Here is a 20,931-nt window from a genome sequence, read left to right on the forward strand (position 1 = left end):
CATATGCGGGCGGTAGTCCCTCCGCTCAGGCCTCCACGCCCTTGCGGATGAATTCCATCGAAGCTGCCAGCGCCGCCTTCGGATCGGCCATGTCATGGACCGACGGCGCGAAGGGCTCATAGCTGATCGGGCCTTCATATCCTGCACGGCGCAGCGCGCGGATCTGGGCCACGTTGCCCAGCACGTCATCGCCATCCACCAGCACGCGATGCGGATCCCGCATGTCATCCAGCGCGATCATGTCCTTGACGCCCGAGACATGGACGATCCCCGTCAACTCCGGATAGATCGGCCCGAACCCCGCCAGCGCGTGGTGGAAGGTGTCATGCACCATGAAATAGGTACCCACCCCACCGACCGCGTCGATCGCATCCGCCAGCACTTCCTTGTAACGCAGCGAACAGACGGCAAAGCCAAGGGGTTCCACCATCGCGCGCAGCCCGTGCGCCTTAAGCATCGGCAGGATTTCCCGCAGCGCGGTTTCGGTCACCTTCCGGCTCTCGCCCCGCTCCGTCGCCACGCCATCGTTGCGCGGGATCAGGCTGACCGCCTCGGCCCCCGCCGCCGCCGCGACCTGCATCAACGCCTCGGCCTCCGCCGCCTTGGCATCGGACCAGTCGTTGAACATCTTGACCTCGGCCAAGGCCAGAAAGCGCAGGCCCCGCGCCCTCACCGCCGCCCCCACCGCCGCCGGATCGGCCCCGCCGAACAGCGGCCCCGTCAGGTCGTTGCGGTATTCCACCCCGACGCAGCCCAGACCGGCTGCCAGATCGGCAAACCCCTCCCAGCCCATCTTCGGTGCAGTCATGTGGTTCAGGGCAAAGGGCAGCATCTGTCGGTCTTCCTTGGCAGGTATATGGTAGACGACGTTCTGTTTCTGATTGGTATTGGAACGTTCATTCCAAGTCAACCGCAACGACCGCCGCCACACTTGAATAATGGAATATTCATTCCACAAAAGGGCCATGGCCGGACCGCCCGCCCCTGCGACGAAGATTCATCGCGGCGCTGATCGTTTTTGATGAATTATCATCAGACAGCCCACCCGACAGGGTTGGCCAAAGCCTACCCCACCGCCCGCTGCGTGCTGACAGTTTGCGGCACAGCCTTCGGCACAGGCGGCGGCACAGGCGGCGGTCGTGTCGAATCCGGCGCGGGCGGGACCTGAACGGCGATCAGACCGACTCGGCCACGTGCAACTGGATCGGCAGAAACACCTGCCCCGCCCCGCCCGCGCCGCCGTCCCGCACCGCGCGGACCATCAACCCCAGCACCTCGCGGCACAGATCGGGCAGCGGCGTCGCATCGACCAGCGTCACCCATCCCTGCGCCAGTCCTGCCCGCGATTCCGTCGTCAACTCGTTGACCACCAAGGCCACCTCGCCCGGCTTGCGCGCCTGTTGCAGCGCGGCGATGGCGCCCTCCATCCCGCCGCCCGCGACATAGATGCCCCGCAGATCGGGATGGCGGTTCAGAAGACCCCGCGTGGTTTCCAAGGTCAGTTGACGCGTCTCGAGGTTGACGATCGTGTCCAGAACATCCAGATCGGGCCGCTCCTCGCGCAGAAAGGTGCGGAACCCCGTCTCGCGCAGGTCATGCCCATGCCAGCGCGCCCCGCCGACGATCAGTGCGACCTTGCCCGCTCCCTTGGCCGACAGGGAAATCATCCATCCCGCCGTCCGCCCGACCTTCAGATTGTTCAGCCCGACATAACCCGCGCGCACGCCTTGGGCGAAATCGGACAGCAGGGAAAAGACGGGCACGCCCCGCGCGCGCAACTCCTCGACCGTCGCGGTGATCTCGGGGTGGTTGACCGCCGTCGCGGCAATGACGTCACAACGCCCCGCCATGGCGCGCAGCAGACCTGCCACCTCGCTGGGCGACTGGCTGGCCGCAAAGTCGAGCTCCATCTGCCCCTTCACCCCCGGCAACAGCGACATGGCCGCGCGGAACTCGGCCGCCATGTTCTGGTAGAATTCCTGCCCCTGCTTGTGCAGCAGAACCCCGAAGCGGATCGTCGGAACCGAAACCCCGCCCCCCGCCATCAACCGCGCCGCCGCCGGATGCCCGATCCGCAGCGCGGCCTCCAGCACCAGCGTCCGGGTCGCGGCCGACACCTGCTCGCGCCCGTTTAGTAGCCGGTCCACCGTCGCCACCGACACACCCGCCGCCGCCGCCAGCGCGGCCATTCCCGGACGTCTTGCCATCCCGCACCTGATGTTTTTTCGTCAAACCTGCCCACCACTATGACGAAAACGTCCCTGCCGTCCAGCAATCCTCCTACCGGACGGCGGAACGACTGTTCTAATCTTCCCCGAAAGCGCCCCCCAGAGGAGAGCACAGAGATGTCCAAGAGAGATTATAGCCTTCTCGGCCCCGATGGTGCCCGCGCCGTCGAGACCGGACTTGCCGCGGCGGAGTGGTATCACACAGATGTCCCCCGCAAGGTGATGAAAGAGTTGATGCAGCGCTCGGACCAGCCCGCGATCCGCGACACGATGATCCTTTACGGCTGCATGATCGCCTTTGCCGCCGGTGGCATCGCGTTCTGGGGGACGTGGTGGTGCGTTCCCTTCTGGGCTGCCTATGGCGTCCTCTACGGGTCTGCCTCCGATTCGCGCTGGCACGAATGCGGCCACGGCACCGCCTTCCGGACTGCGTGGATGAACAACGCCGTCTATGAAATTGCCTCCTTCATGATCATGCGCAATTCGGCGACATGGCGGTGGAGCCATGCCCGCCACCACACCGACACCTACATCGTCGGCCGCGACCCCGAAATCGCCATCATGCGCCCCCCCGCCTTCGTCAGGCTGATCGGCGCCTTCTTCGGCATCCCGGACGTGATCGACTTCTTCCCCCGCATGATCCGCAACGCCCTGTCCGGCCCCACGGCGGAAGAACGCACCTTCGTCCCGCAATCCGAATGGGCCAAGGTGCAGCGTGTGGCGATCGTCTACACCGCGATCTACGCGGCCACCGCCGCCACCGCGGTTGCGACCGGCTCCATCCTGCCGCTGATGGTGATCGGCCTGCCCCGCATGTATGGCGCATGGCACCACATCATGACGGGCCTGCTGCAGCACGGCGGGCTGGCCGACAACGTCATCGACCACCGGCTGAATTCCCGCACCGTCTACATGAACCCGATCAGCCGCTTCATCTACTGGAACATGAACTACCACGTGGAACACCACATGTTCCCGATGGTCCCCTATCACGCTCTCCCGCGCCTGCACGAGGTCATCAAGCACGACCTGCCCGCGCCCAACCGCTCCATCGCGTCGGCCTTCGCCGAGATGTGGCCCGCCCTGCGCCGCCAGTTGGCTTACGAGGATTACTTCCTCAAACGCGACCTGCCCCCCACCGCGAAACCCTATCGCGAGGATTTCCACCGCGCCGCCTTGGGCGACCTGCCCGACGCCCTTCCCGCCGAATGAGGACCACCCAATGCCCCAATGGATCCGCGCCTGCGCCACCGATGACATCGACGAAGAGGATCTGATCCGCTTCGACCATGGCGGTGCGACCTATGCCATCTACCATTCCCCCGAAGGCGACTTCTTCGCCACCGCCGGGCTTTGCACGCACGAGAACATCCACCTCTGCGACGGCCTCGTGATGGGCCACCTGATCGAATGCCCAAAACATAACGGCCAGTTCGACTATCGCACGGGCGAAGCCAAACGCGCCCCCGTCTGCGTCAACCTGCGGACCTATCCGGTCAGGGTCGACGGCACCGACGTCTATATCGAGGTGCCGTGATGCCCGCCCGCCTGACCGTCCGCGACCTCTTGGACCAGCGCGGCAAGCACCAGTTCGCCATGCTCCGCGTCGAAACGCTGGAAGAGGCAGAGGCCGCCGAAAAGGCCGGCGTCGAACTCCTGTCGGTGCCACCGTCGATGATCCTCGACCGCCGCTTCCGCGAGGTGGCCCCCACCGCCTTCGCCTTTCCGGGCGAAAACTTCTACGAAATCGGGGATACTGCCGATTTCCTGAAATGGGCCTTCCCGCTTTATAAACACGGGGCAGACGGCTTTTACTGCTCGGGCTCGCTGCAAACCGTGCGCGCCATGGCCGATCACGGCCTTCCCGTCTGCGGCCATGTCGGGCTGATCCCGTCGAAACGCACTTGGACCGGCGGGTTCAAGGCGGTGGGCAAGACGCTGGAAACCGCGCAACTTGTCTGGAACCAGTGCAAGGCTCTGGAAGAGGCGGGCGCCTTCGCGGTCGAGATCGAGGTCGTCCCCCATTCCATCACGCAGGCCATCGCGGAACGGACGGGCCTTTTCCTCATCTCGATGGGCGCGGGCGCGGGCGGGCACGCGCAATACCTGTTCACCGATGACGTGCTGGGCCAGAACACCGGCCACATCCCGCGCCACGCCAAGGTCTATGCCGATTTCGCGGGCGAATACGCACGGCTTCAGGACAAGCGCATCGCGGCCATGCGCGCCTTTGCCGACGACGTGCATGGCGGCGACTATCCCGCCCCCCAGCATCTTGTCGACAGCGATGCCGATGTCGTCGCAGCCTTCCGCGACTGGCTGGACCGCGTCGCCTGACGGTTCCTCCCTGCCGGTGTGCGGGCAGCCCTGCCCGTGCACCGGCCCCTTTTCCGCAACCGGACAGGCACCAGTGCCCGACCCGTTCAGGGTGCCGCGCGCGAGACGTGCCGCGCCGCGGCCTCGGCCGCGCGGTCACAGGCGGGACGCAGCCCCGCCCCGCCCGCCAAGGCAGCGGCAAGCGTGCCGATGAAGCAATCCCCCGCCCCGTGGCTGCTGACCACGTCGACCTTGCGCGCGGGCAGGTCGAAGGCCTCTCCGCCGACCATCACCGCGGCCAGCCCCTGCCCGCCTGCCGTCACGATCACATCCCCCCCCGCCGCCGCCAGCACCCGTGCCGCCGCCAGCGCGCCCGCGCGGTCCGACACCGCCCCGCCGCCCATCATCTCGGCCTCGACGGCATTCACGACCAGCACATCCACCAGCCGCCGCAGCGGAATGGACAGGCTCCGCGCGGGGGCAGCGTTCAGGATCACCCGCACACCCCGCCCCCGCGCCGCCTGCGCCGCGGCAAGGTTGATCGCCTCGGGCACCTCGTTCTGCAGGACCAGAACCGCCACGCCCTCCCAGAGCGCGGGGTCTTCCAGACCCGCCACGTCCAGATGCAGGTTTGCGCCCGACACGATCGTCGCGGCATAGTCCCCGCCGGCTTCGACCACCGCGACGCTCATCCCCGACCCGACGCCCGCGACCGTCTGTACAAAGCGGCGGTCCACCCCGCCGGTATCCAGCGCGGCCAGAAGATAGTCCCCGAACCCGTCGCGCCCCACCGCCCCGAACATCCGCCCGCGCGCGCCTGCCGCAACCGCAGCCACGGCCTGATTGCCGCCCTTTCCGCCGAATTTCGGATACCACCGCCGCCCCACCGCCGTTTCGTCGACACGCGGCAGGCGGTCCGCCTCGATCATGATGTCATGGTGCAGCGATCCCGCGACCAGAACGACAGCGCCTGTGGACATGCTTCCCTCCGGACCCCGCCCGTCGCGGGGCGGATACGCGCAGGATCATGCCCGCGCGCGCGCACAAAGAACAGGCCCGCGCGGCGGGTTTCGACACCCGCCTCAGGCGGCCGCGTAGCTGGCAAAGACCTCGGACGACCCGTCCGCGCGGATCAGGAACACGTCATAGGCCTCGCGCTGGTCCTCGGGCCCCATCCCCGGTGATCCGAAGGGCATGCCCGGCACGGCCAGACCGACAGCCTCCGGACGCTCGTCCAGCAGGCGCAGGATGTCGCGGACGGGCACATGCCCCTCGACCGCATACCCCTCGATCAGGCCCGTATGGCAGGACCGCATCGCCTCCGGTATCCCCGCGGCGGCCTTGCGGTCCTGCAGCGCGGCGGGATCCATCTCCTCCACCGACACGGCAAAGCCCGCCTCTTGCAGTATCGCGACCCAGTCGGCGCAACAGCCGCAGTCGGGGTCTTTGGCCACCTGCATCGCAAGGGCCCCCGCCCGCACCGGCAAGGCCGGTGCAATGGCCAGCGCAAGACCGGTCAGGATCACAGAGCGGCGGTTCGGTCGGATCGGGTTCATGGCATACCTCGCATCGGGCCATCAGGCTAACCCATGCCCGCGCCAAGCGCGATACACAGCCGCTTTACCGGCTCAGCCCGCCGGTGCCGTCCTCGCCTCGGCAATCCGCGCCAGCAGCGTCGCCCCGACGGGGATCACCGCATCGTTGAAATCATAGGCCGGATTGTGCAGCGGCGGCCCCTCCCCCTGCCCCAGCAGCAGATAGGCCCCCGGTACGACCTGCAGCATGTCGGCGAAATCCTCGCTGCCGGTCTTGGGCTCGTCATCATAAAGGGCCAGCCCCTCGCCCACGATGGCGCGCGCCACGTCCATCGCCGCCTCTGCCTGTGGTTCGGAATTCACCAGCGCGGAAAAGCGGCTTGTCACCTCCACCTCGGCCCGCGCGCCAAAGCCCCGCGCGATGCCTTCCGCCAGCTCGGCCAGTCGCCCCACGACAAGCGCGCGCGTTGCGGCGTCAAAGGTGCGGATCGTGCCACCGACATGTGCCGTTTCGGGGATCACGTTATAGGCCGATCCCGCCAGCAGCCGCGTGACCGACAGGATCGCCGTCCGCAACGGATCGACATTCCGGCTGACGATGGTCTGCAGGGCCTGCGTCACGGCTGTCGCCACCATGACAGGATCGACCGCGTTCTGCGGCTGGGCACCATGCGCGCCCCGCCCTCGGATCGTGATGTCGAAGGAATCCGCCGCCGCCATGGCCACGCCGCGCTTCAGGGTGATCTGCCCCAGCGGCGCACTGGGCCAGTTGTGCAGGCCATAGATCTCGTCACAGGGAAAGCGCGCGAAAAGCCCGTCCGCGATCATGCGCGCCGCGCCGCCCAGCCCTTCCTCGGCGGGTTGGAAGATCACCACCACCTCGCCCGCAAAGCGCCGCGTCTGCGCCAGATAGCGCGCCGCGCCCAGCAGCATGACCGTATGCCCGTCATGCCCGCAGCCATGGAACCGCCCCGCAATGCGAGAGGCATGGGCAACCCCCGTCGCCTCCTCCATCGGCAGCGCGTCCATGTCGGCACGCAGCCCGACCCGACGCCCCGCGCCTGCGCCGCGGATCACGCCGACGACGCCCGTCCCGCCGATGCCGCGATGGACCTCGACCCCCCAGCCCTCCAGCGCCGCGGCGACAAGACCCGCCGTGCGGACCTCTTCGAAGCCGATCTCCGGATGGGCGTGCAGGTCACAGCGCAGCGCCGTCAGGTCTTCTGCAAAGCCCGCGATTTCCGGGATGATGTTCATGGGACCGCGCCTCCGGTGCAAAGTCCGCCTGCGGGGTCGCCCCCGCAGGCAGGGTTCAGGATGCGACCCTCTCAGGTCAGCTTGATGCGCGAGGTTTCGGGCAGTGCCCGCAGCGCCACGAGCGAGCAGATGCAGCAGGCCGTCACATACCACGCAGGGGCGAGCGGGCTGCCCGTCGCTGCGATCAGCCAGGTCACGATGAACTGGCCAAAGCCGCCGAACACCGCCACACCCAGCGCATAGACCAGCGACATGCCCGTGGCGCGCACCTCGACGGGGAAGATTTCCGCCGTCGTCAGGATGACCGGCGCTGCCCCCGCCGCGTTCAGCGCGCCCAGCACGATCACGACCGCCAGCAGCGTCTCGACCGTCGGAAAGGCGTTCAGGACGAGGAAGGCCGGATAGATCAGCAGCGCGATAAGCGCATAGGCCGTCGCGATCACCACCTTGCGACCGATCCGGTCGGTCAGGGCACCGGCAAGGGGGGCCACCGCAAAGGTGACGAAGCCAGCCGTGATCCCCGCCAGAAGCGCGGTCGTGGGTGCCATGCCAAGCTGGCGGATGGCATAGGTGGACATGTAAAGCACGATCACCGCATTGGCCGCCGTGCCCCCGATGATGACGGCCACGCCGACCGTGATCTTCGACAGATGTGCCTTCAGGGCCACCGAAACCGCGCTGACCTTCTTGGTCTGCTCGTTCGCTTCGTTGGCATGGGTTTCCTTCAGCGCGCGGCGCAGCCACAGGCCGACCGGAACGATCATCACGCCCAGAAGGAACGGCACGCGCCAGCCCCAGTCCTGCACCTGCTCGGGCGTCAGCAGCGTGTTGATCGACAGCGCCAGACCCGCCGCCACCATCACCGCGATCCCCTGGCTTGCCAGTTGCCAGCTTCCGAAGAACCCGCGCTCGGCCGGTGGCGCGCATTCGGCCAGAAGCGTGGTCGAGGCCCCGATTTCGCCGCCCGCCGAAAAGCCCTGGATCAGGCGGCCCAGCACCACCAGCATCGGCCCGTAGACGCCGATATCGGCATAGGTCGGCGCAAGCCCGATCATGCCGGTGCCCAGCGCCATCAGGAACAGCGTCAGGATCGTCGCGGCCTTGCGACCCTTGCGGTCGGCATAAGAGCCAAGGATCATCCCGCCCAGCGGACGCAGGAAGAAGCCCACGCCATAGGTGGCAAAGGACAGCAACAGCTGCACCGTCGGGTTCTCCGACGGAAAGAACAGCGCGCCGATCGTGGCGGCGAAGAAGCTGTAGATCACGAAGTCGTAGAATTCGAGTGCATTGCCGATGGTGCAGGCCGCGATCAGGCGCGTCTTGCCCACGGTCGGGGCCGCCTTGGCCCCCATCATGGCTGTCATATCATGTCCTCCCAAGACCGCACGCTCCTCAAGACGTGCGAATGGGGTCAGTTGCTACCCGATATTGTTGGTTTTTGCAATTATCTCGTTTGGCAAATATATCTTCCAGAGATCATTTTCGCAGGCTACTGTGCCGAAAAGGAGAAATCCCATGCTGCGGGAAAGCGTCACCTACCAGTTGGCTTCCATTTCCGAAGACGCGGTCGGCGCTGCGGCCCGTCTGTTCAAGGACCGATTCGGTCTGAACGTCCACGAATTGCGCGTCCTGCGCCTGATTGACGACCAGCCGGGCGTGACCTTCACAAGCCTTGCGCGGCAGACGAAATTCGAACGTTCCGCCACCTCGCGCATCCTGTCGCGGCTGATCAAGCAGGGCCTTGTCCGGCGCGAGATCGACGAGGCCGACGCCCGCCATTTCCTGCTCCACGTGACACCCGCCGGAAAATCCCTGCGCGAGGCGGCAGACCCCCTCAGCCGCGAGATGGAAAACCTTGTCCTCTCGGCGCTCAGCGATGCCGAACGGACCGAATTCCGCCAGATGCTGGACAAGCTCAGCGGCTGGCTGGCCACAGGTTTCCCCAAGGAAGTCAAACGCCGCTATACGAAGTGACCGCGAACCCCGTGGCGGGGTTCCGCTCCGGCTGCGCTGCGCCCTTGGGGCGGCCGTTTACCGGCCCAACTCCGCCTTGAACATCGGCCCGCCCTGCCAGCGCGGAAAGCCGTAGCCGTGAACCTCGACAAGATCGATGTCCGACGCCTTCAGCGCGATCCCTTCGGCAAGAATGGCCTTGCCCTCTTCCGCCATCGCGGCCGTCAGATGCGCGGCAATCGCCCCGCCATCCATCTCGCTGCGTCCCGTGATCCGCTCGGCCAGCAGGGCCGCGACGCGGTCCGACACCACGGGCTTGCGGTCACCCGGCGCATAGTCGTACCAGCCGCCCCCCGTCTTTTGCCCCTTGCGTCCCGCACGGACCAGCACGTCGCCCAGCGTTTCCGGCACATGCTGCCCCGCCGCCCGCGCGCCCTCGCGCTGCAGAAAGGCGATGTCCAGCCCGCCCAGATCCTGCGCCTCGAAGGGCCCCATGGCAAAACCATCGGCCCGCATCGCCGCATCGATGGCCGCAATCGCCACCCCCTGCCGCACCAGAGCCTCGGCCTCGGCGCGATAGCGCTTCAGGATACGGTTGCCGATGAACCCCTCGCAGATGCCGGCCTGCACGGGGATTTTGCCCAGACTGCGCGCAAGGGCAAAGCCCGTCGCCAGCGTGTCAATCGACGTCTCGGGCGTGGGCACGATCTCCAGCAGCTTCATCACATTGGCGGGGCTGAAGAAATGCAGCCCGATGAAGCGCGCAGCGTTCGGCAGGCCCTCGGCGATCAGGCGCGGGTCGAGATAGGACGTATTCGTCGCCAGCACCGCATCCGCGCGGCACACCTGCCCCAACCGGTCAAAGACCGCGCGCTTCACCGACAACTCCTCGAACACCGCCTCGATCACCAGATCGGTATCGGCCAGCGCCGCGTAATCGCTGCCTGCCGTGACACCGGCCATCCGCTCTGCCGCCTGCGCCTCGGTCAGCTTGCCGCGCTTCACCCCGCCCTCGAAGATGCCGCGCAGGTTCGCAAGGCCCCGCGCCACCGCCTCGTCATCACGTTCGATCAGCACGACAGGAATCCCCGCATCGCGCAGCGCGGCGGCGATCCCCGCCCCCATCGTGCCCCCGCCGATCACAGCGGCGGACCGGATCGGATGTGCCGTGGCACCGGCCAGATGGGCAGGACGCGGCGCGGCTCGTTCGGCAAAGAAGATATGGCGCAGGGCCGCCGCCTGATCCGATCCGCGCAGGTCAAGGAAGGTCGCCCGCTCATGCGCCATCGCCTCGGCAAAGGGCCGCTCCGCCGCGACACGCAGACAGTCCAGCGCGCGCAGCGGCGCCACCTCGCCCTTCGCCCGCTTGGCAACGGCAGCGCGCTGCGCCTCCCACCACGCCGCATCGGGCGAGGCCACGGGACGCGCGGAAACCGCGGGTGGCAACGGCTTTGCCAGCGCGGCGCGGGCAAACCCAACCGCGCCCCCGCGCAGATCGCCCGCAACCACCGCATCGACCAGCCCCAGCGCCAGCGCCTTCGCCGCCTTCACCGGCCGCCCCGTGGTGACCAGATCCACCGCGGCCTCGCTCCCCGCCAGACGCGGCGTCCTGACCGTCCCCGACGCACCCGGCACGATGCCCAGCGTCACTTCGGGCAGCCCGACCGAGGCGCCCTCGACAGCCACGCGGAACCGGCAGCCCATCGCCACCTCGAACCCGCCGCCCAGTGCCGATCCGTGGATCGCCGCCACCCACGGCTTCGCCGCGCCCTCGATCCGGTCCACCACATCGGGCAGATGCGGCGGCACGGGGGGCTTGCCGAATTCGGTCACATCCGCCCCCGCGATGAAGGTGCGCCCCGCGCAGACCAGCACGACCGCCCGCACCGCCGGATCGGCGTCCAGCGCGCCCACCGCATCCCACAGCCCCTGCCGCAGCGCCTGACCCAGCGCGTTAACCGGCGGGTTGTCCACGGTGACGACGGCGATATCGCCCTCGCGCTCGATGCTGACGACCATCTTCAAATCCCCAGATAGGCTTCGCGGATGCGCGGGTCGGCGATCAGTTCCGCCGCCGGCCCTTCCATCGTGATCCGCCCCGTTTCCATCACATAGCCCCGATCCGCGATCTTCAGCGCACCATAGGCATTCTGTTCCACCAGCAGCACGGTCACGTCCAGCGCCTTCAGACCCTTCACCACGTCGAAGATCTGCGCCACGATGATCGGCGCAAGTCCCATGGACGGTTCGTCCAGCAACAGGCACGACGGCCGCCCCATCAGCGCCCGCGCCATGGCCAGCATCTGCTGCTGCCCGCCCGACAGGCCGCCCGCCGCCAGATTGCGCTTTTCCTTCAGGATGGGGAACATCTGGAAGGCGTCCTCCATGTCCTTCTCCACGCGCCCGTCTGCGAAAAGATAGGCGCCCAGACGCAGGTTTTCCTCAACCGTTAGGTTGGTGAAGATCTGCCGCCCCTCGGGCGACTGCGCCAGCCCGCGCCCCACACGCCGCCATGCGGGCACGCCCGCCATCCCCTCGCCGCGAAAGGTCACCGATCCGCCCGCCACCGGATGCACCCCCGACAGACAGCGCAGAAGCGTCGTCTTGCCGGCGCCATTCGCCCCGATCACCGTGACGATCTCGCCCGAATTCACCGCAAGGTCGATCCCGTGCAGCACCTCGATCCGCCCGTAGCGGGCGCGCAGACCTTCAACCAGCAGCATCTTCGGCCCCCAGATAGGCGGCAATCACCGCCGGATTGCGGCTGACCGAGGCAGGGTCGCCCTCGGCAATCTTCTCGCCATGGTCCAGCACGACGATATGGTTGGAAATCCGCATCACCATCTTCATGTCATGCTCCACCAGCAGGATCGCCACGCCCGAGGCCGCGATCTCTGCGATCAGGTGGTCGATTTCCTCGGTCTCCACGGCATTGCAGCCCGCCGCCGGTTCGTCCAGCAGCAGCACCTTGGGCTTCAGAGCCATCGCCCGCGCGATCTCCAGCCGCTTGAGCGACCCGTAGGACAGGCTTCCCGCCTCGCGCTCTGCCGCCCGCTCAAGCCCGACACGCCCGAGCAGCGCGCGCGCCCCCTCCTCTGCCGCCCGCGCGCGGCGGCGCGAGGCAGGCAGGTTCAGAAGATCTGCCAGCACCGACCCGCTTTCCTGCAGGTGATAGCCCGAAATCACGTTCTCCAGCACCGTCATCGTCTGGAAGACCTGCAGGTTCTGGAAGGTCCGGCACATACCCCGCCGCGCCAGCAGATGCGGCGACATGGCGGTGACGTCCTCGCCCTCCAGCACGACCTTGCCCGCGCCGGGCTGATAGACGCCCGAGATCATGTTGAACAGCGTGGTCTTGCCCGCGCCGTTCGGCCCGATCACCGACACGATCTCTCCCGGCCTGACGCCAAAGGACACGTCATGCACGGCCCGCACCCCGCCAAAGCTGATGCCCAGCCCCTCGATCGACAGCAGCGTCATTCCCCACCCCCCCGGATTTTCCGCAGGATCGACGGCACGACTCCCTCGCGCAGGAAGATCATCACCAGCACCATCACGGCGCCCAGAACCAGTTGCTCGTATTCGGCAAAGACCGTCAGCACCTGCGGCAACAGCGTCAGCACCGCCGCCCCGAAGATCGCCCCGAACACCGACCCGACCCCGCCCAGCACGGCCATGGTCACCATCTCGACCGAATGCATGAACCCCGCGACATCCGGCGTGATGAACTTGTTCTGCAAGGCCAGCAGCGACCCCGACACCGACGCATAGACCGCCGAGATGACAAAGGCCTGCAGCTTCAGCCGCGCCACATCCATTCCCACCGTCCGCGCCGCGACCTCGGACCCGTGCAGCGCCCGCAGCGCCCGCCCCGTCGGGCTGTCATGCAGGTTCAGCGCCAGCCACGCCCCCGCCAGCAGGACGAGGCCACACAGGAAATACCAGAACTGCCCGTTCGACAGCTCCAGCCCCGCATCCTTCAGCACGGCCCGCAACCCCAGCTCGGCCACCTCGATCCCGTCCGGCCCCCGCGTCAGCGCGCGTTCGTTGTTCAGGACCATGGAAATCAGGATGCCCATCCCCAGCGAGGCGACGGCCAGATAATAGCCCTTCAGCCGCAGGATGGGCCGCCCCACCAGCCATGCCAGAACCGCCGACACCCCCGCGCCCAGCACGACGGCCAGCGCCGGATGCAGGCCCCAATGCACCGGCGCCAGCGCGCAGGCATAGGCCCCGATCCCCGCAAATCCCGCATGGCCAAGGCTGATCTGCCCCGCCCATCCGGTCAGGATCACGATCCCCGTCACGGCCAGCCCGTTGACAAAGATCAGCGCCCCCACGCGATAGTAAAAGCCCGAAGGAAAGAACAGCGGTGCCAGCGCGATCAGCGCGACAAGGCCCAGCAATGTAGCCGATTTCACGGTCAGTCGCATGGTCACACCCGATCCGTCGATTTGCGTCCGAACAGGCCCTGCGGCAGGAAGAACAGCACGGCCAGAATGACGATGAAGGCCGCCGCATCCTTGTACTGGGACGAGATGTATCCCGCCGTCAGCCCCTCCAGCAGGCCAAGGCAAAGCCCCCCCACCAGCGCGCCCTTGGGATTGCCCATGCCGCCCAGCATCGCCGCGGCAAAGCCCTTCAGCGCCAGCGCAAGCCCGACGTCATACGAGGTCATGGTGATGGGCGTCACCAGCACCCCCGCCAGCGCCCCGATCCCCGCCGACAGCGCGAAGGACAGCGTCATGACGAAGGGCGTGTTGATCCCCACAAGCTGCGCCGCAAGCCGGTTGTTCGACGTGGCCAGCACCGCGCGCCCCAGCAGCGTGCGGGTGAAGAACAGCCACAGCCCGATGAACACCGCCACCGCCCCGCCGATCACCCACAGGCTCTGGGGCAGGATCGTCGCGCCAAGGATGCGGAACGGATCATCGCCCGAAAAGGCCGGAAAGCTGTGGATCTGCTTGTCAAAGACCAGTTGCGCCGCGCCGCGGATGAAGATCGACGCCCCGATGGTGATGATGACCAGCGACACGACCGGCGCGCCCCGCGCAGGCTCGATCGCCAGCTTGTTCATCGCCACGCCAAGGCCCGCCGTCGCCACCACCGCCGCCAGCGCGGCCAGCGGCAGCGGCGCCCCCGCGGCATGGGCAAAGACCGTGATCATCCCGCCCAGCATGACAAATTCGCCCTGCGCGAAATTCACCACGTCCGACGCATTGTAGATGATCGTGAACCCGAGGGCCACCAGCGCATAGACCGCGCCGACCGTCACCCCCGAAAGAAGGAATTGCAGCAGTTCCGACATCGTCGCTCCCCAGCCTCTCGCCGCGATGGCCCCCGAACGGGTTGCCATATGGGTTGCCGCGCCCCCGTCAGGGGCGCGGCGGATGGATCACTCCACCAGCGTCCACTGGCCGCCCTTGATCTCCAGCATCCGGAAGGCCGACAGATCCAGCCCGAGGTGGTCTTCCGCCGTGAAGCTGTAGACGCCCGTGGTGCCCGCAAGGCCGGTCGTCGCCTCGATCGCGTCGCGGATCGCCGCCGGTTCGGCCTCGCCCGCCCGCGCGATGGCATCGGTCAGGATCAGGAAGGCGTCATGGGCATAGCCGCCGAAGGTGCCGACCGGCGTGCCCGTCTTTTCCTCGAAGGCCGCCTTGTAGGCATCGACCACCGGCTTTTGCGGATCGTCCGCCGCCAGCAGCCCCGCCACCAGCAGCGCCGTCCCCGGCAGGCGCACGCCTTCCGCCGCCTCGGCCCCGGCCAGTTCGATGAACCCGTCCGATGCCACACCATGCGACTGGTAGAAGGGCAGGCCCACATCCAGCTGCTTGTAGTTGCGCGTCACGATGGACGGCCCCTGCCCGAAACCGGGGTTCAGCACGGCCTGCACGCCCTCGGTGCCCTTGATCTTGGTCAGCTGCGCCGTCATGTCGGCGTCCTTCGGATCATAGGTCTCGTCCGCGACGATCTCGATCCCGTAATCCGGCGCCACCGCCTTGCACTGCGCCTGCATCGACGCACCGAACCCGTCGGTGCCCGAGATCATGCCGATCTTCGTGATCGCGTTCTTCTGCATGTCCTCAAAGATCTTCTGGCAGGCCATGCGGTCGGTATGCGGCGTCTTGAAGGTGAAGGGCTTGACGGGGTCGATGATGTCGATGGCCCCGGCCAGCGAGATGAAGGGGATTTCCGCATCTTCCGCCACGGCAAGGATCGACATCGTGGTGCCCGTGGTGGTGCCCCCGATGATCGCCACGACCTCGTCATCCTCGACCAGACGGGTGGCGAAGGTGCGCGCCTTGTTCGGATCGCCATTGTCGTCATAGGCGACCAGAACGATCTCCTCGCCATTGATGCCGCCCTTGGCGTTCAGCTCCTCGACCAGCATCTCCAGCGTCTTCAGTTCCGGATCGCCAAGGAACGCCGCCGGACCGGTGGCCGAGATCGACGCCCCGATCCGGATTTCGGCCAGCGCCGGTGCGGCAAGGCCAAGCGCGACAAGGGCGGTTGTGGTCAGAAAGGTCTTCATGATCTCCTCCCAGAGATGTTGGAAAAAAGGGGATGTCAGGCCGCCACCGGCCGCCGCGACATCACGCGGCGGAAACGGGTGGCGACAAAGGCGGTGTCGGTCAGGCTGGCATTGCCCGCGGGATTGGCTCCCGTGACGTGAAAATCGCTGAAAGCGGCCGACTGGTTGACGAAGATGTTGCCCGTCAGGTTGACCGACAGGTTCACCCCCGCCGCCGCAAAGGCCGCCTCGGCCCGCGAAATGCGCGCGGCATCGGTGTCGTAAAGCGCCGCCGTGATGGCACCCTTCTCGGCGGCCAGATCGGCCGCGCTCCGGATGCCTGCATCGGCATCGGCACAGGCGATGACAAAGGCCACGGGGCCGAAACATTCCTCGCGTGCGACCGGATCATCGGCCTCGACCGCAAGGACCAGCGGCCCCGCCCCGCCCGTCGCGGCACCCGCGCGCAGGACGCGGCCCGCAGCGACCGCCTCCACCCGCGCCCGCGTGGCCGGATTGGCGATCGCCCCGCAGATGCCCGCCGCCCGCACCGGATCGGCCAGCAGCCCGTCGATGGCCGCGACCAGCGCCGCCGCCACAGCGTCAAAGCCCAGATGCCCCTTGTCCGTGTCGATCCCGCCCGCCGGCACATAGATGTTCTGCGGCGAGGTGCACATCTGCCCCGAATAGAGCGACAGCGCGAAGGCCAGATTGGCGCACATCCCGTCCAGATCATCCGTCGCGGCGATCACCACGGAATTGACACCCGTCTCCTCGGTGAACAGCTGCGCCTGCCGCGCATGCCCGCGCAGCCAGTCGCCAAAGGCCTGCGATCCCGTGTAGTCGATCAGCTTCACCTCGACCCGCACCGCCAGCGCCTTGGTCACCTCGGCGCCCGGCTCGTCCACGGCCAGCAGCACTGCATCGGCAGGCAGGCCCGCCTCGGCCAGCACCTCACGCAGCACCCGCACCGTCAGCGCCAGCGGCAGGATCGCCCGCGGATGGGGCTTCACGATCACCGGATTGCCCGTCGCAAGGCTTGCAAACAGCCCCGGATAGGAATTCCACGTCGGAAAGGTGTTGCAGCCGATGGTCAGCGCGATCCCCGCAGGGCGCAGGGTCCAGCGCTTTTCCATCACCAAGGGCGCGGCCTTGCCCTGCGGCTTTTCCCAGCGCGCATGATCGGCAAAGCGCGTCATCTCGGCATAGGCGGCGGCGACAGCCTCCAGCCCGCGGTCCTGTGCATGCGGCCCGCCCGCCTGAAAGGCCATGGCAAAGGCCTGCCCCGTGGTGTGCATCGTCGCATTTGCGATGGTGAAACTCATCCGGTTCAGCCGCGCCAGCGCCTCCAGACAGACGCCCACCCGCGCCTCGACCGTCGCCCCCGCCAGAGCGGGCGCCGCCGCCACCGCCGCCGCGATCAGCGCGTCGGGCGCAGCCACAGGATATCGGATGCCCAGCACGGAACCGAAGGGCGATACCTCCGCCCCCGCCTGCCCTTCCGCCGGATGGCCCGACAGGTCGAAGACCCCGCCGCACAGCGCGGCGAAATCCGCCTCGCCTTCGGCCTTGGCCGTCTCGCCATAGATCCTGCCGCTGGGCACCTCGGGATAAGGCGTCCAGTATTCACGGCAAAACAGGGCCTTGACGGCCGACTCGAGCGTCGGCCGATGCAGGTCAAAGAAACCCGACATGATAATCCTCCCGCCAGACCACTCCGGCTCGGCAGGTTTATCATTGACCGGCCGGTCGGTTTATGCAAGAGTTTTTTCAAGGCGTCCGCAGCAAGGCGGGCGGGGGAGAAGACCATGACCACATCCGAAACCGTGCTTGCCAGCCTCGAGTCTGGCGTCCTGCGCCTGACGCTGAACCGTCCGGAAAAGCTCAATTCCTTTAACGAGGAAATGCATCTCGCCCTGCGCGCCCAACTCACCCGCGCGCATGAGGAGGACGCGATCCGCGCCGTCCTGCTGACCGGTGCGGGACGTGGTTTCTGCGCCGGACAGGACCTTGGCGACCGCGACCCCCGCAAGGGCGGCCCTGCCCCCGATCTCGGCGCGACGCTGGAGCGATTCTATAACCCGACGCTGCGCCTGATTCGCACTTTGGAAAAGCCGGTGATCTGCGCCGTGAACGGCGTGGCGGCAGGCGCGGGCGCGAATATCGCACTGGCCTGCGACATCGTCCTTGCCGCGAAATCCGCGAAATTCATCCAGGCCTTCGCGAAGATCGGCCTCATCCCCGACGCGGGCGGCAGCTGGTCGCTTACCCGCATCCTCGGCGAACCCCGCGCCAAGGCGCTGGCCATGACCGCAGAACCGCTGCCCGCCGAGCGCGCCGCCGACTGGGGCCTGATCTGGAAAGCCGTCGACGACGCCGACCTGTTGGCTGAGGCGACGGCCCTTGCCACCTCGCTCGCCGCCGGTCCCACGCTGGGCCTCGGGCTGACCAAGCGGCTGATCCAGTCCGCCGCAGGCAACAGCCTCGACGAACAGCTCGACATGGAACGCGACCTGCAACGCCTCGCCGGCCGCAGCGCCGACTATGCCGAAGGCGTCACCGCCTTCCTCGAAAAGCGCCCCGCAAGGTTCACCGGCAAATGAAACCCGTCTCCGACATGACCCCGCAGGAACTGGCCGAAGCCTCGGCCCGCGCGCTCTGGGATGGCGATTCCACCAGCCAGCGCCTCGGCATGACCCTCGACCACATCGCCCCGGGCGCGGCGACGCTGACCATGACCGTGACGCCCGCCATGTCGAACGGCCACGGCACCTGCCACGGCGGCTATATCTTCACGCTCGCCGACAGCGCCTTCGCCTTCGCCTGCAACGGCTACAACCAGCGCACCGTGGGCCAGCACGCCTCGATCACCTATCTCGCGCCGGGCCGCATCGGCGACCGGCTGACCGCCACCGCCACCGAATGCGCGCGGCAGGGCCGGTCGGGCGTCTACGACGTCCGCGTCACCAATCAGGACGGCACGCATATCGCCGAATTCCGCGGCCATTCGCGCACCGTCAAGGGCACCCATCTTCCGGTCGAAGGCTGACCGGTCTACCGTATTCTCAGGGAGGAACACCGTGGAAGACCTTACCCCCCGCAAGCAGGATCTCGACCCGATCGAGATCGCCTCGCGCGACGAGATCGAGGCGCTGCAATTCCACCGCATGAAGCGGTCGCTGAAGCACGCCTACGAAAACTCGCCCTTCTACCGCAACCGCTTCATCGAGGCGGACGTCCACCCCGAAGAGCTGAAATCGCTCAAGGACATCGCCAAATTCCCCTTCACCACGAAGCAGGACCTGCGCGACACCTATCCCTTCGGCATGTTCGCCGTCCCGCGCAACAAACTGGTGCGCGTGCACGGTTCCTCGGGCACCACGGGCAAGCCGACCGTGGTGGGATATACGGCGGGTGACATCGACGTCTGGGCCAACCTGATCGCGCGCTCCATCCGCGCGGCGGGCGGCCGTCCGGGCGACATGCTGCACAACGCCTACGGCTACGGCCTCTTCACCGGCGGGCTTGGCGCGCATTACGGCGCGGAACGTCTGGGCTGCACGGTCGTGCCGATCTCGGGCGGCCAGACCGAACGTCAGGTGACGCTCATCAGCGACTTCCAGCCGCAGATCATCATGGTCACCCCCTCCTACATGCTGTCGATCCTCGACGAATTCCGCCGTCAGGGGCTGGACCCGCGGCAATCCTCGCTGAAGGTAGGCATCTTCGGGGCCGAACCCTGGACCAACGCCATGCGGCAGGAAATCGAAGAGGCCTTCGACATGCACGCCGTCGACATCTATGGCCTGTCCGAGATCATGGGCCCCGGCGTCGCGCAGGAATGCGTGGAGACCAAGGACGGGCTGCACATCTGGGAAGACCACTTCTACCCCGAAATCATCGACCCCGTGACGGGCGAGCCGCTGCCGGATGGCGAGATGGGCGAACTCGTCTTCACCACGCTGACCAAGGAAGGTCTGCCGATGGTGCGCTACCGCACCCGCGACCTGACCCGCCTCCTGCCCGGCACGGCACGCTCCATGCGCCGGATCGAAAAGATCACGGGGCGCAGCGATGACATGATGATCCTGCGCGGCGTCAACGTCTTCCCGACCCAGATCGAGGAGCAGATCCTGAAATGCCGCGGCCTTGCCCCGCATTTCCAGATCGAACTCACGCGCGAGGGGCGGATGGACAACATGACCGTCCATGTCGAAGCCGCCCCCGACAGGGTCGATGCCGATGCCCGCGCGAAATCGGCCAAGGAACTCGCCCATCACATCAAGGCCATCGTGGGCGTCTCGACGCGCATCAACGTGACCGATCCGAACGCGATTGCCCGTTCCGAAGGCAAGGCGAAGCGGGTGGTGGACAACCGCCCCAAAGGCTGACCGTCCGGTCGGTGACAAATTCGCCTGTTTGCGCTAAAGGGGGCAGCAATGCCCCCTTTTCGCGGGGCACCCAACGGGAAGAATGCCATGGCTCGGACACGGGCAGCAGATTTCGAAGAAAAGCAGCGCGTCATCCTCGACCACGCCGCACAGGTCTTTGCCGATCAGGGGATGGAGAAGGCCTCCATGTCCCAGATCGCGACCGTGGCGCAGGTGTCCAAGGCGCTGCTCTACCACTACTACCCCAGCAAGGACGCGCTGATCTTCGCGATCATCATGAGCCATCTGGACGAACTCGACGCGGCCATCGAAGCCGCCGACGACCCCGACCTGCCACCCGAAAAGCGGCTTCGCAAGCTGGTCGGCACGGTGCTGGAAAACTACCGCGGTGCCGACAACCAGCACAAGGTCCAGCTCAACGCCACCGCCGCGCTGTCCGACGATCAGAAGGCCGAGATCACGGCGATGGAACGCCGCATCGTGCGCCGCTTCTCTGCCGTGCTCGACCAGATCAACCCCGACCTGAACACGAAGGACCGCCCGCTGCTGATGCCCGTCACCATGTCGCTCTTCGGCATGATGAACTGGGTCTACATGTGGTTCCGCGACGGTGGCCGCATCAGCCGCGAGGATTACGCCGATGTGGCAACGACCCTGATCCTCGAAGGGATCAAGGCGGTCAGGTGACGGCGGCACGGCGGCCAATGGGCGCGGCCCGGACAGGACCGCCAAACCCTCAC

21 protein-coding genes are annotated in these 20,931 nt (G+C 67.1%); 8 read left to right on the top strand and 13 right to left on the bottom strand.

The genetic code is table 11. The annotated features are described in order from the left end of the window. Positions 1-25: 25 nt before the first annotated feature. On the bottom strand, positions 26-832 hold the full coding sequence (locus tag GU927_RS05580; protein ID WP_232489130.1) for a TIM barrel protein: 807 nt from the start codon (positions 830-832) through the stop codon (positions 26-28). Positions 833-1,175: 343 nt separating this feature from the next. Further along, entirely contained in the window at positions 1,176-2,207 is a 1,032-nt protein-coding gene (locus tag GU927_RS05585; RefSeq protein WP_161761354.1) for a substrate-binding domain-containing protein, read from the bottom strand. Between the two features lie 138 nt (positions 2,208-2,345). Here GU927_RS05585 and GU927_RS05590 point away from each other — a divergent pair, with 138 nt between their 5' ends. From GU927_RS05590 to GU927_RS05600, 3 genes are read left to right on the top strand one after another with little or no spacing between them, the layout of a single operon-like run. Then, positions 2,346-3,440 (top strand): fatty acid desaturase family protein, encoded by a 1,095-nt coding sequence (locus GU927_RS05590; protein WP_161761355.1) that lies wholly within the window; start codon positions 2,346-2,348, stop codon positions 3,438-3,440. A 10-nt stretch (positions 3,441-3,450) separates the two neighbouring features. Further along, positions 3,451-3,765: a MocE family 2Fe-2S type ferredoxin gene (locus tag GU927_RS05595; RefSeq protein WP_161761356.1), complete on the top strand. Its 315-nt coding sequence runs from the start codon at positions 3,451-3,453 to the stop codon at positions 3,763-3,765. Beyond that, entirely contained in the window at positions 3,765-4,565 is an 801-nt protein-coding gene (locus tag GU927_RS05600) for a 3-methyl-2-oxobutanoate hydroxymethyltransferase (protein ID WP_217765537.1), read from the top strand. Before GU927_RS05595 ends, GU927_RS05600 begins: the two co-directional genes overlap by 1 nt. Before the next feature lie 86 nt (positions 4,566-4,651). Here GU927_RS05600 and GU927_RS05605 read toward each other — a convergent pair whose 3' ends face one another. From GU927_RS05605 to GU927_RS05620, 4 genes are all read right to left on the bottom strand, one after another. Then, entirely contained in the window at positions 4,652-5,524 is an 873-nt protein-coding gene (locus GU927_RS05605) for a PfkB family carbohydrate kinase (RefSeq protein ID WP_161761358.1), read from the bottom strand. A gap of 102 nt (positions 5,525-5,626) precedes the next feature. Further along, positions 5,627-6,100, bottom strand: coding sequence for a DUF411 domain-containing protein (locus GU927_RS05610; protein WP_232489131.1), 474 nt, complete (start codon positions 6,098-6,100; stop codon positions 5,627-5,629). Positions 6,101-6,172: 72 nt separating this feature from the next. Continuing rightward, positions 6,173-7,336 (bottom strand): M20 aminoacylase family protein, encoded by a 1,164-nt coding sequence (locus GU927_RS05615; RefSeq protein WP_161761359.1) that lies wholly within the window; start codon positions 7,334-7,336, stop codon positions 6,173-6,175. A 71-nt stretch (positions 7,337-7,407) separates the two neighbouring features. Further along, on the bottom strand, positions 7,408-8,700 hold the full coding sequence (locus GU927_RS05620; protein ID WP_161761360.1) for an MFS transporter: 1,293 nt from the start codon (positions 8,698-8,700) through the stop codon (positions 7,408-7,410). A 151-nt stretch (positions 8,701-8,851) separates the two neighbouring features. On the opposite strand from GU927_RS05620, the gene GU927_RS05625 reads away from it, so the two are divergent. Beyond that, positions 8,852-9,310 (top strand): MarR family winged helix-turn-helix transcriptional regulator, encoded by a 459-nt coding sequence (locus GU927_RS05625; RefSeq protein WP_161761361.1) that lies wholly within the window; start codon positions 8,852-8,854, stop codon positions 9,308-9,310. 57 nt (positions 9,311-9,367) lie between these two features. Here GU927_RS05625 and GU927_RS05630 read toward each other — a convergent pair whose 3' ends face one another. The 7 genes from GU927_RS05630 to paaN all read right to left on the bottom strand — a co-directional run bounded on the left by GU927_RS05630 (position 9,368) and on the right by paaN (position 17,494). Further along, positions 9,368-11,308, bottom strand: coding sequence for a 3-hydroxyacyl-CoA dehydrogenase NAD-binding domain-containing protein (locus GU927_RS05630; protein ID WP_161761362.1), 1,941 nt, complete (start codon positions 11,306-11,308; stop codon positions 9,368-9,370). Positions 11,309-11,310: 2 nt separating this feature from the next. Beyond that, a complete protein-coding gene (locus GU927_RS05635; RefSeq protein ID WP_161761363.1) occupies positions 11,311-12,012 on the bottom strand; it encodes an ABC transporter ATP-binding protein in 702 nt (233 codons plus the stop codon). Continuing rightward, entirely contained in the window at positions 11,999-12,769 is a 771-nt protein-coding gene (locus GU927_RS05640) for an ABC transporter ATP-binding protein (protein ID WP_161761364.1), read from the bottom strand. The genes GU927_RS05635 and GU927_RS05640 overlap by 14 nt, the downstream gene beginning before the upstream one ends. Further along, on the bottom strand, positions 12,766-13,722 hold the full coding sequence (locus GU927_RS05645) for a branched-chain amino acid ABC transporter permease (protein WP_161761365.1): 957 nt from the start codon (positions 13,720-13,722) through the stop codon (positions 12,766-12,768). Before GU927_RS05645 ends, GU927_RS05640 begins: the two co-directional genes overlap by 4 nt. 2 nt (positions 13,723-13,724) lie before the next feature. Continuing rightward, on the bottom strand, positions 13,725-14,597 hold the full coding sequence (locus tag GU927_RS05650) for a branched-chain amino acid ABC transporter permease (RefSeq protein ID WP_161761463.1): 873 nt from the start codon (positions 14,595-14,597) through the stop codon (positions 13,725-13,727). Positions 14,598-14,684: 87 nt separating this feature from the next. Continuing rightward, the gene (locus tag GU927_RS05655) at positions 14,685-15,821 is read right to left on the bottom strand and encodes an ABC transporter substrate-binding protein (protein ID WP_161761366.1); all 1,137 of its coding nucleotides are present in this window, start codon (positions 15,819-15,821) and stop codon (positions 14,685-14,687) included. Positions 15,822-15,856: 35 nt separating this feature from the next. Next, the gene (gene paaN, locus GU927_RS05660) at positions 15,857-17,494 is read right to left on the bottom strand and encodes a phenylacetic acid degradation protein PaaN (RefSeq protein ID WP_161761367.1); all 1,638 of its coding nucleotides are present in this window, start codon (positions 17,492-17,494) and stop codon (positions 15,857-15,859) included. Positions 17,495-17,608: 114 nt separating this feature from the next. On the opposite strand from paaN, the gene paaG reads away from it, so the two are divergent. The 4 genes from paaG to GU927_RS05680 all read left to right on the top strand — a co-directional run bounded on the left by paaG (position 17,609) and on the right by GU927_RS05680 (position 20,878). Continuing rightward, positions 17,609-18,403, top strand: a complete 795-nt coding sequence (gene paaG, locus GU927_RS05665; protein WP_161761368.1) for a 2-(1,2-epoxy-1,2-dihydrophenyl)acetyl-CoA isomerase PaaG — start codon at positions 17,609-17,611, stop codon at positions 18,401-18,403. 14 nt (positions 18,404-18,417) lie between these two features. Further along, the gene (gene paaI, locus GU927_RS05670; protein ID WP_217765545.1) at positions 18,418-18,849 is read left to right on the top strand and encodes a hydroxyphenylacetyl-CoA thioesterase PaaI; all 432 of its coding nucleotides are present in this window, start codon (positions 18,418-18,420) and stop codon (positions 18,847-18,849) included. Between the two features lie 31 nt (positions 18,850-18,880). Further along, positions 18,881-20,191 carry a phenylacetate--CoA ligase PaaK gene (gene paaK, locus GU927_RS05675; protein WP_161761370.1) on the top strand — a complete coding sequence of 437 codons (1,311 nt, stop codon included), beginning with the start codon at positions 18,881-18,883 and terminating at the stop codon, positions 20,189-20,191. An 87-nt stretch (positions 20,192-20,278) separates the two neighbouring features. Beyond that, positions 20,279-20,878, top strand: coding sequence for a TetR/AcrR family transcriptional regulator (locus tag GU927_RS05680; RefSeq protein WP_161761371.1), 600 nt, complete (start codon positions 20,279-20,281; stop codon positions 20,876-20,878). The last annotated feature ends 53 nt before the right edge of the window (positions 20,879-20,931 follow it).

This window comes from Paragemmobacter amnigenus (genome assembly GCF_009908265.2).
In the GTDB taxonomy this organism is placed as follows: Bacteria; Pseudomonadota; Alphaproteobacteria; order Rhodobacterales; family Rhodobacteraceae; genus Paragemmobacter; species Paragemmobacter amnigenus.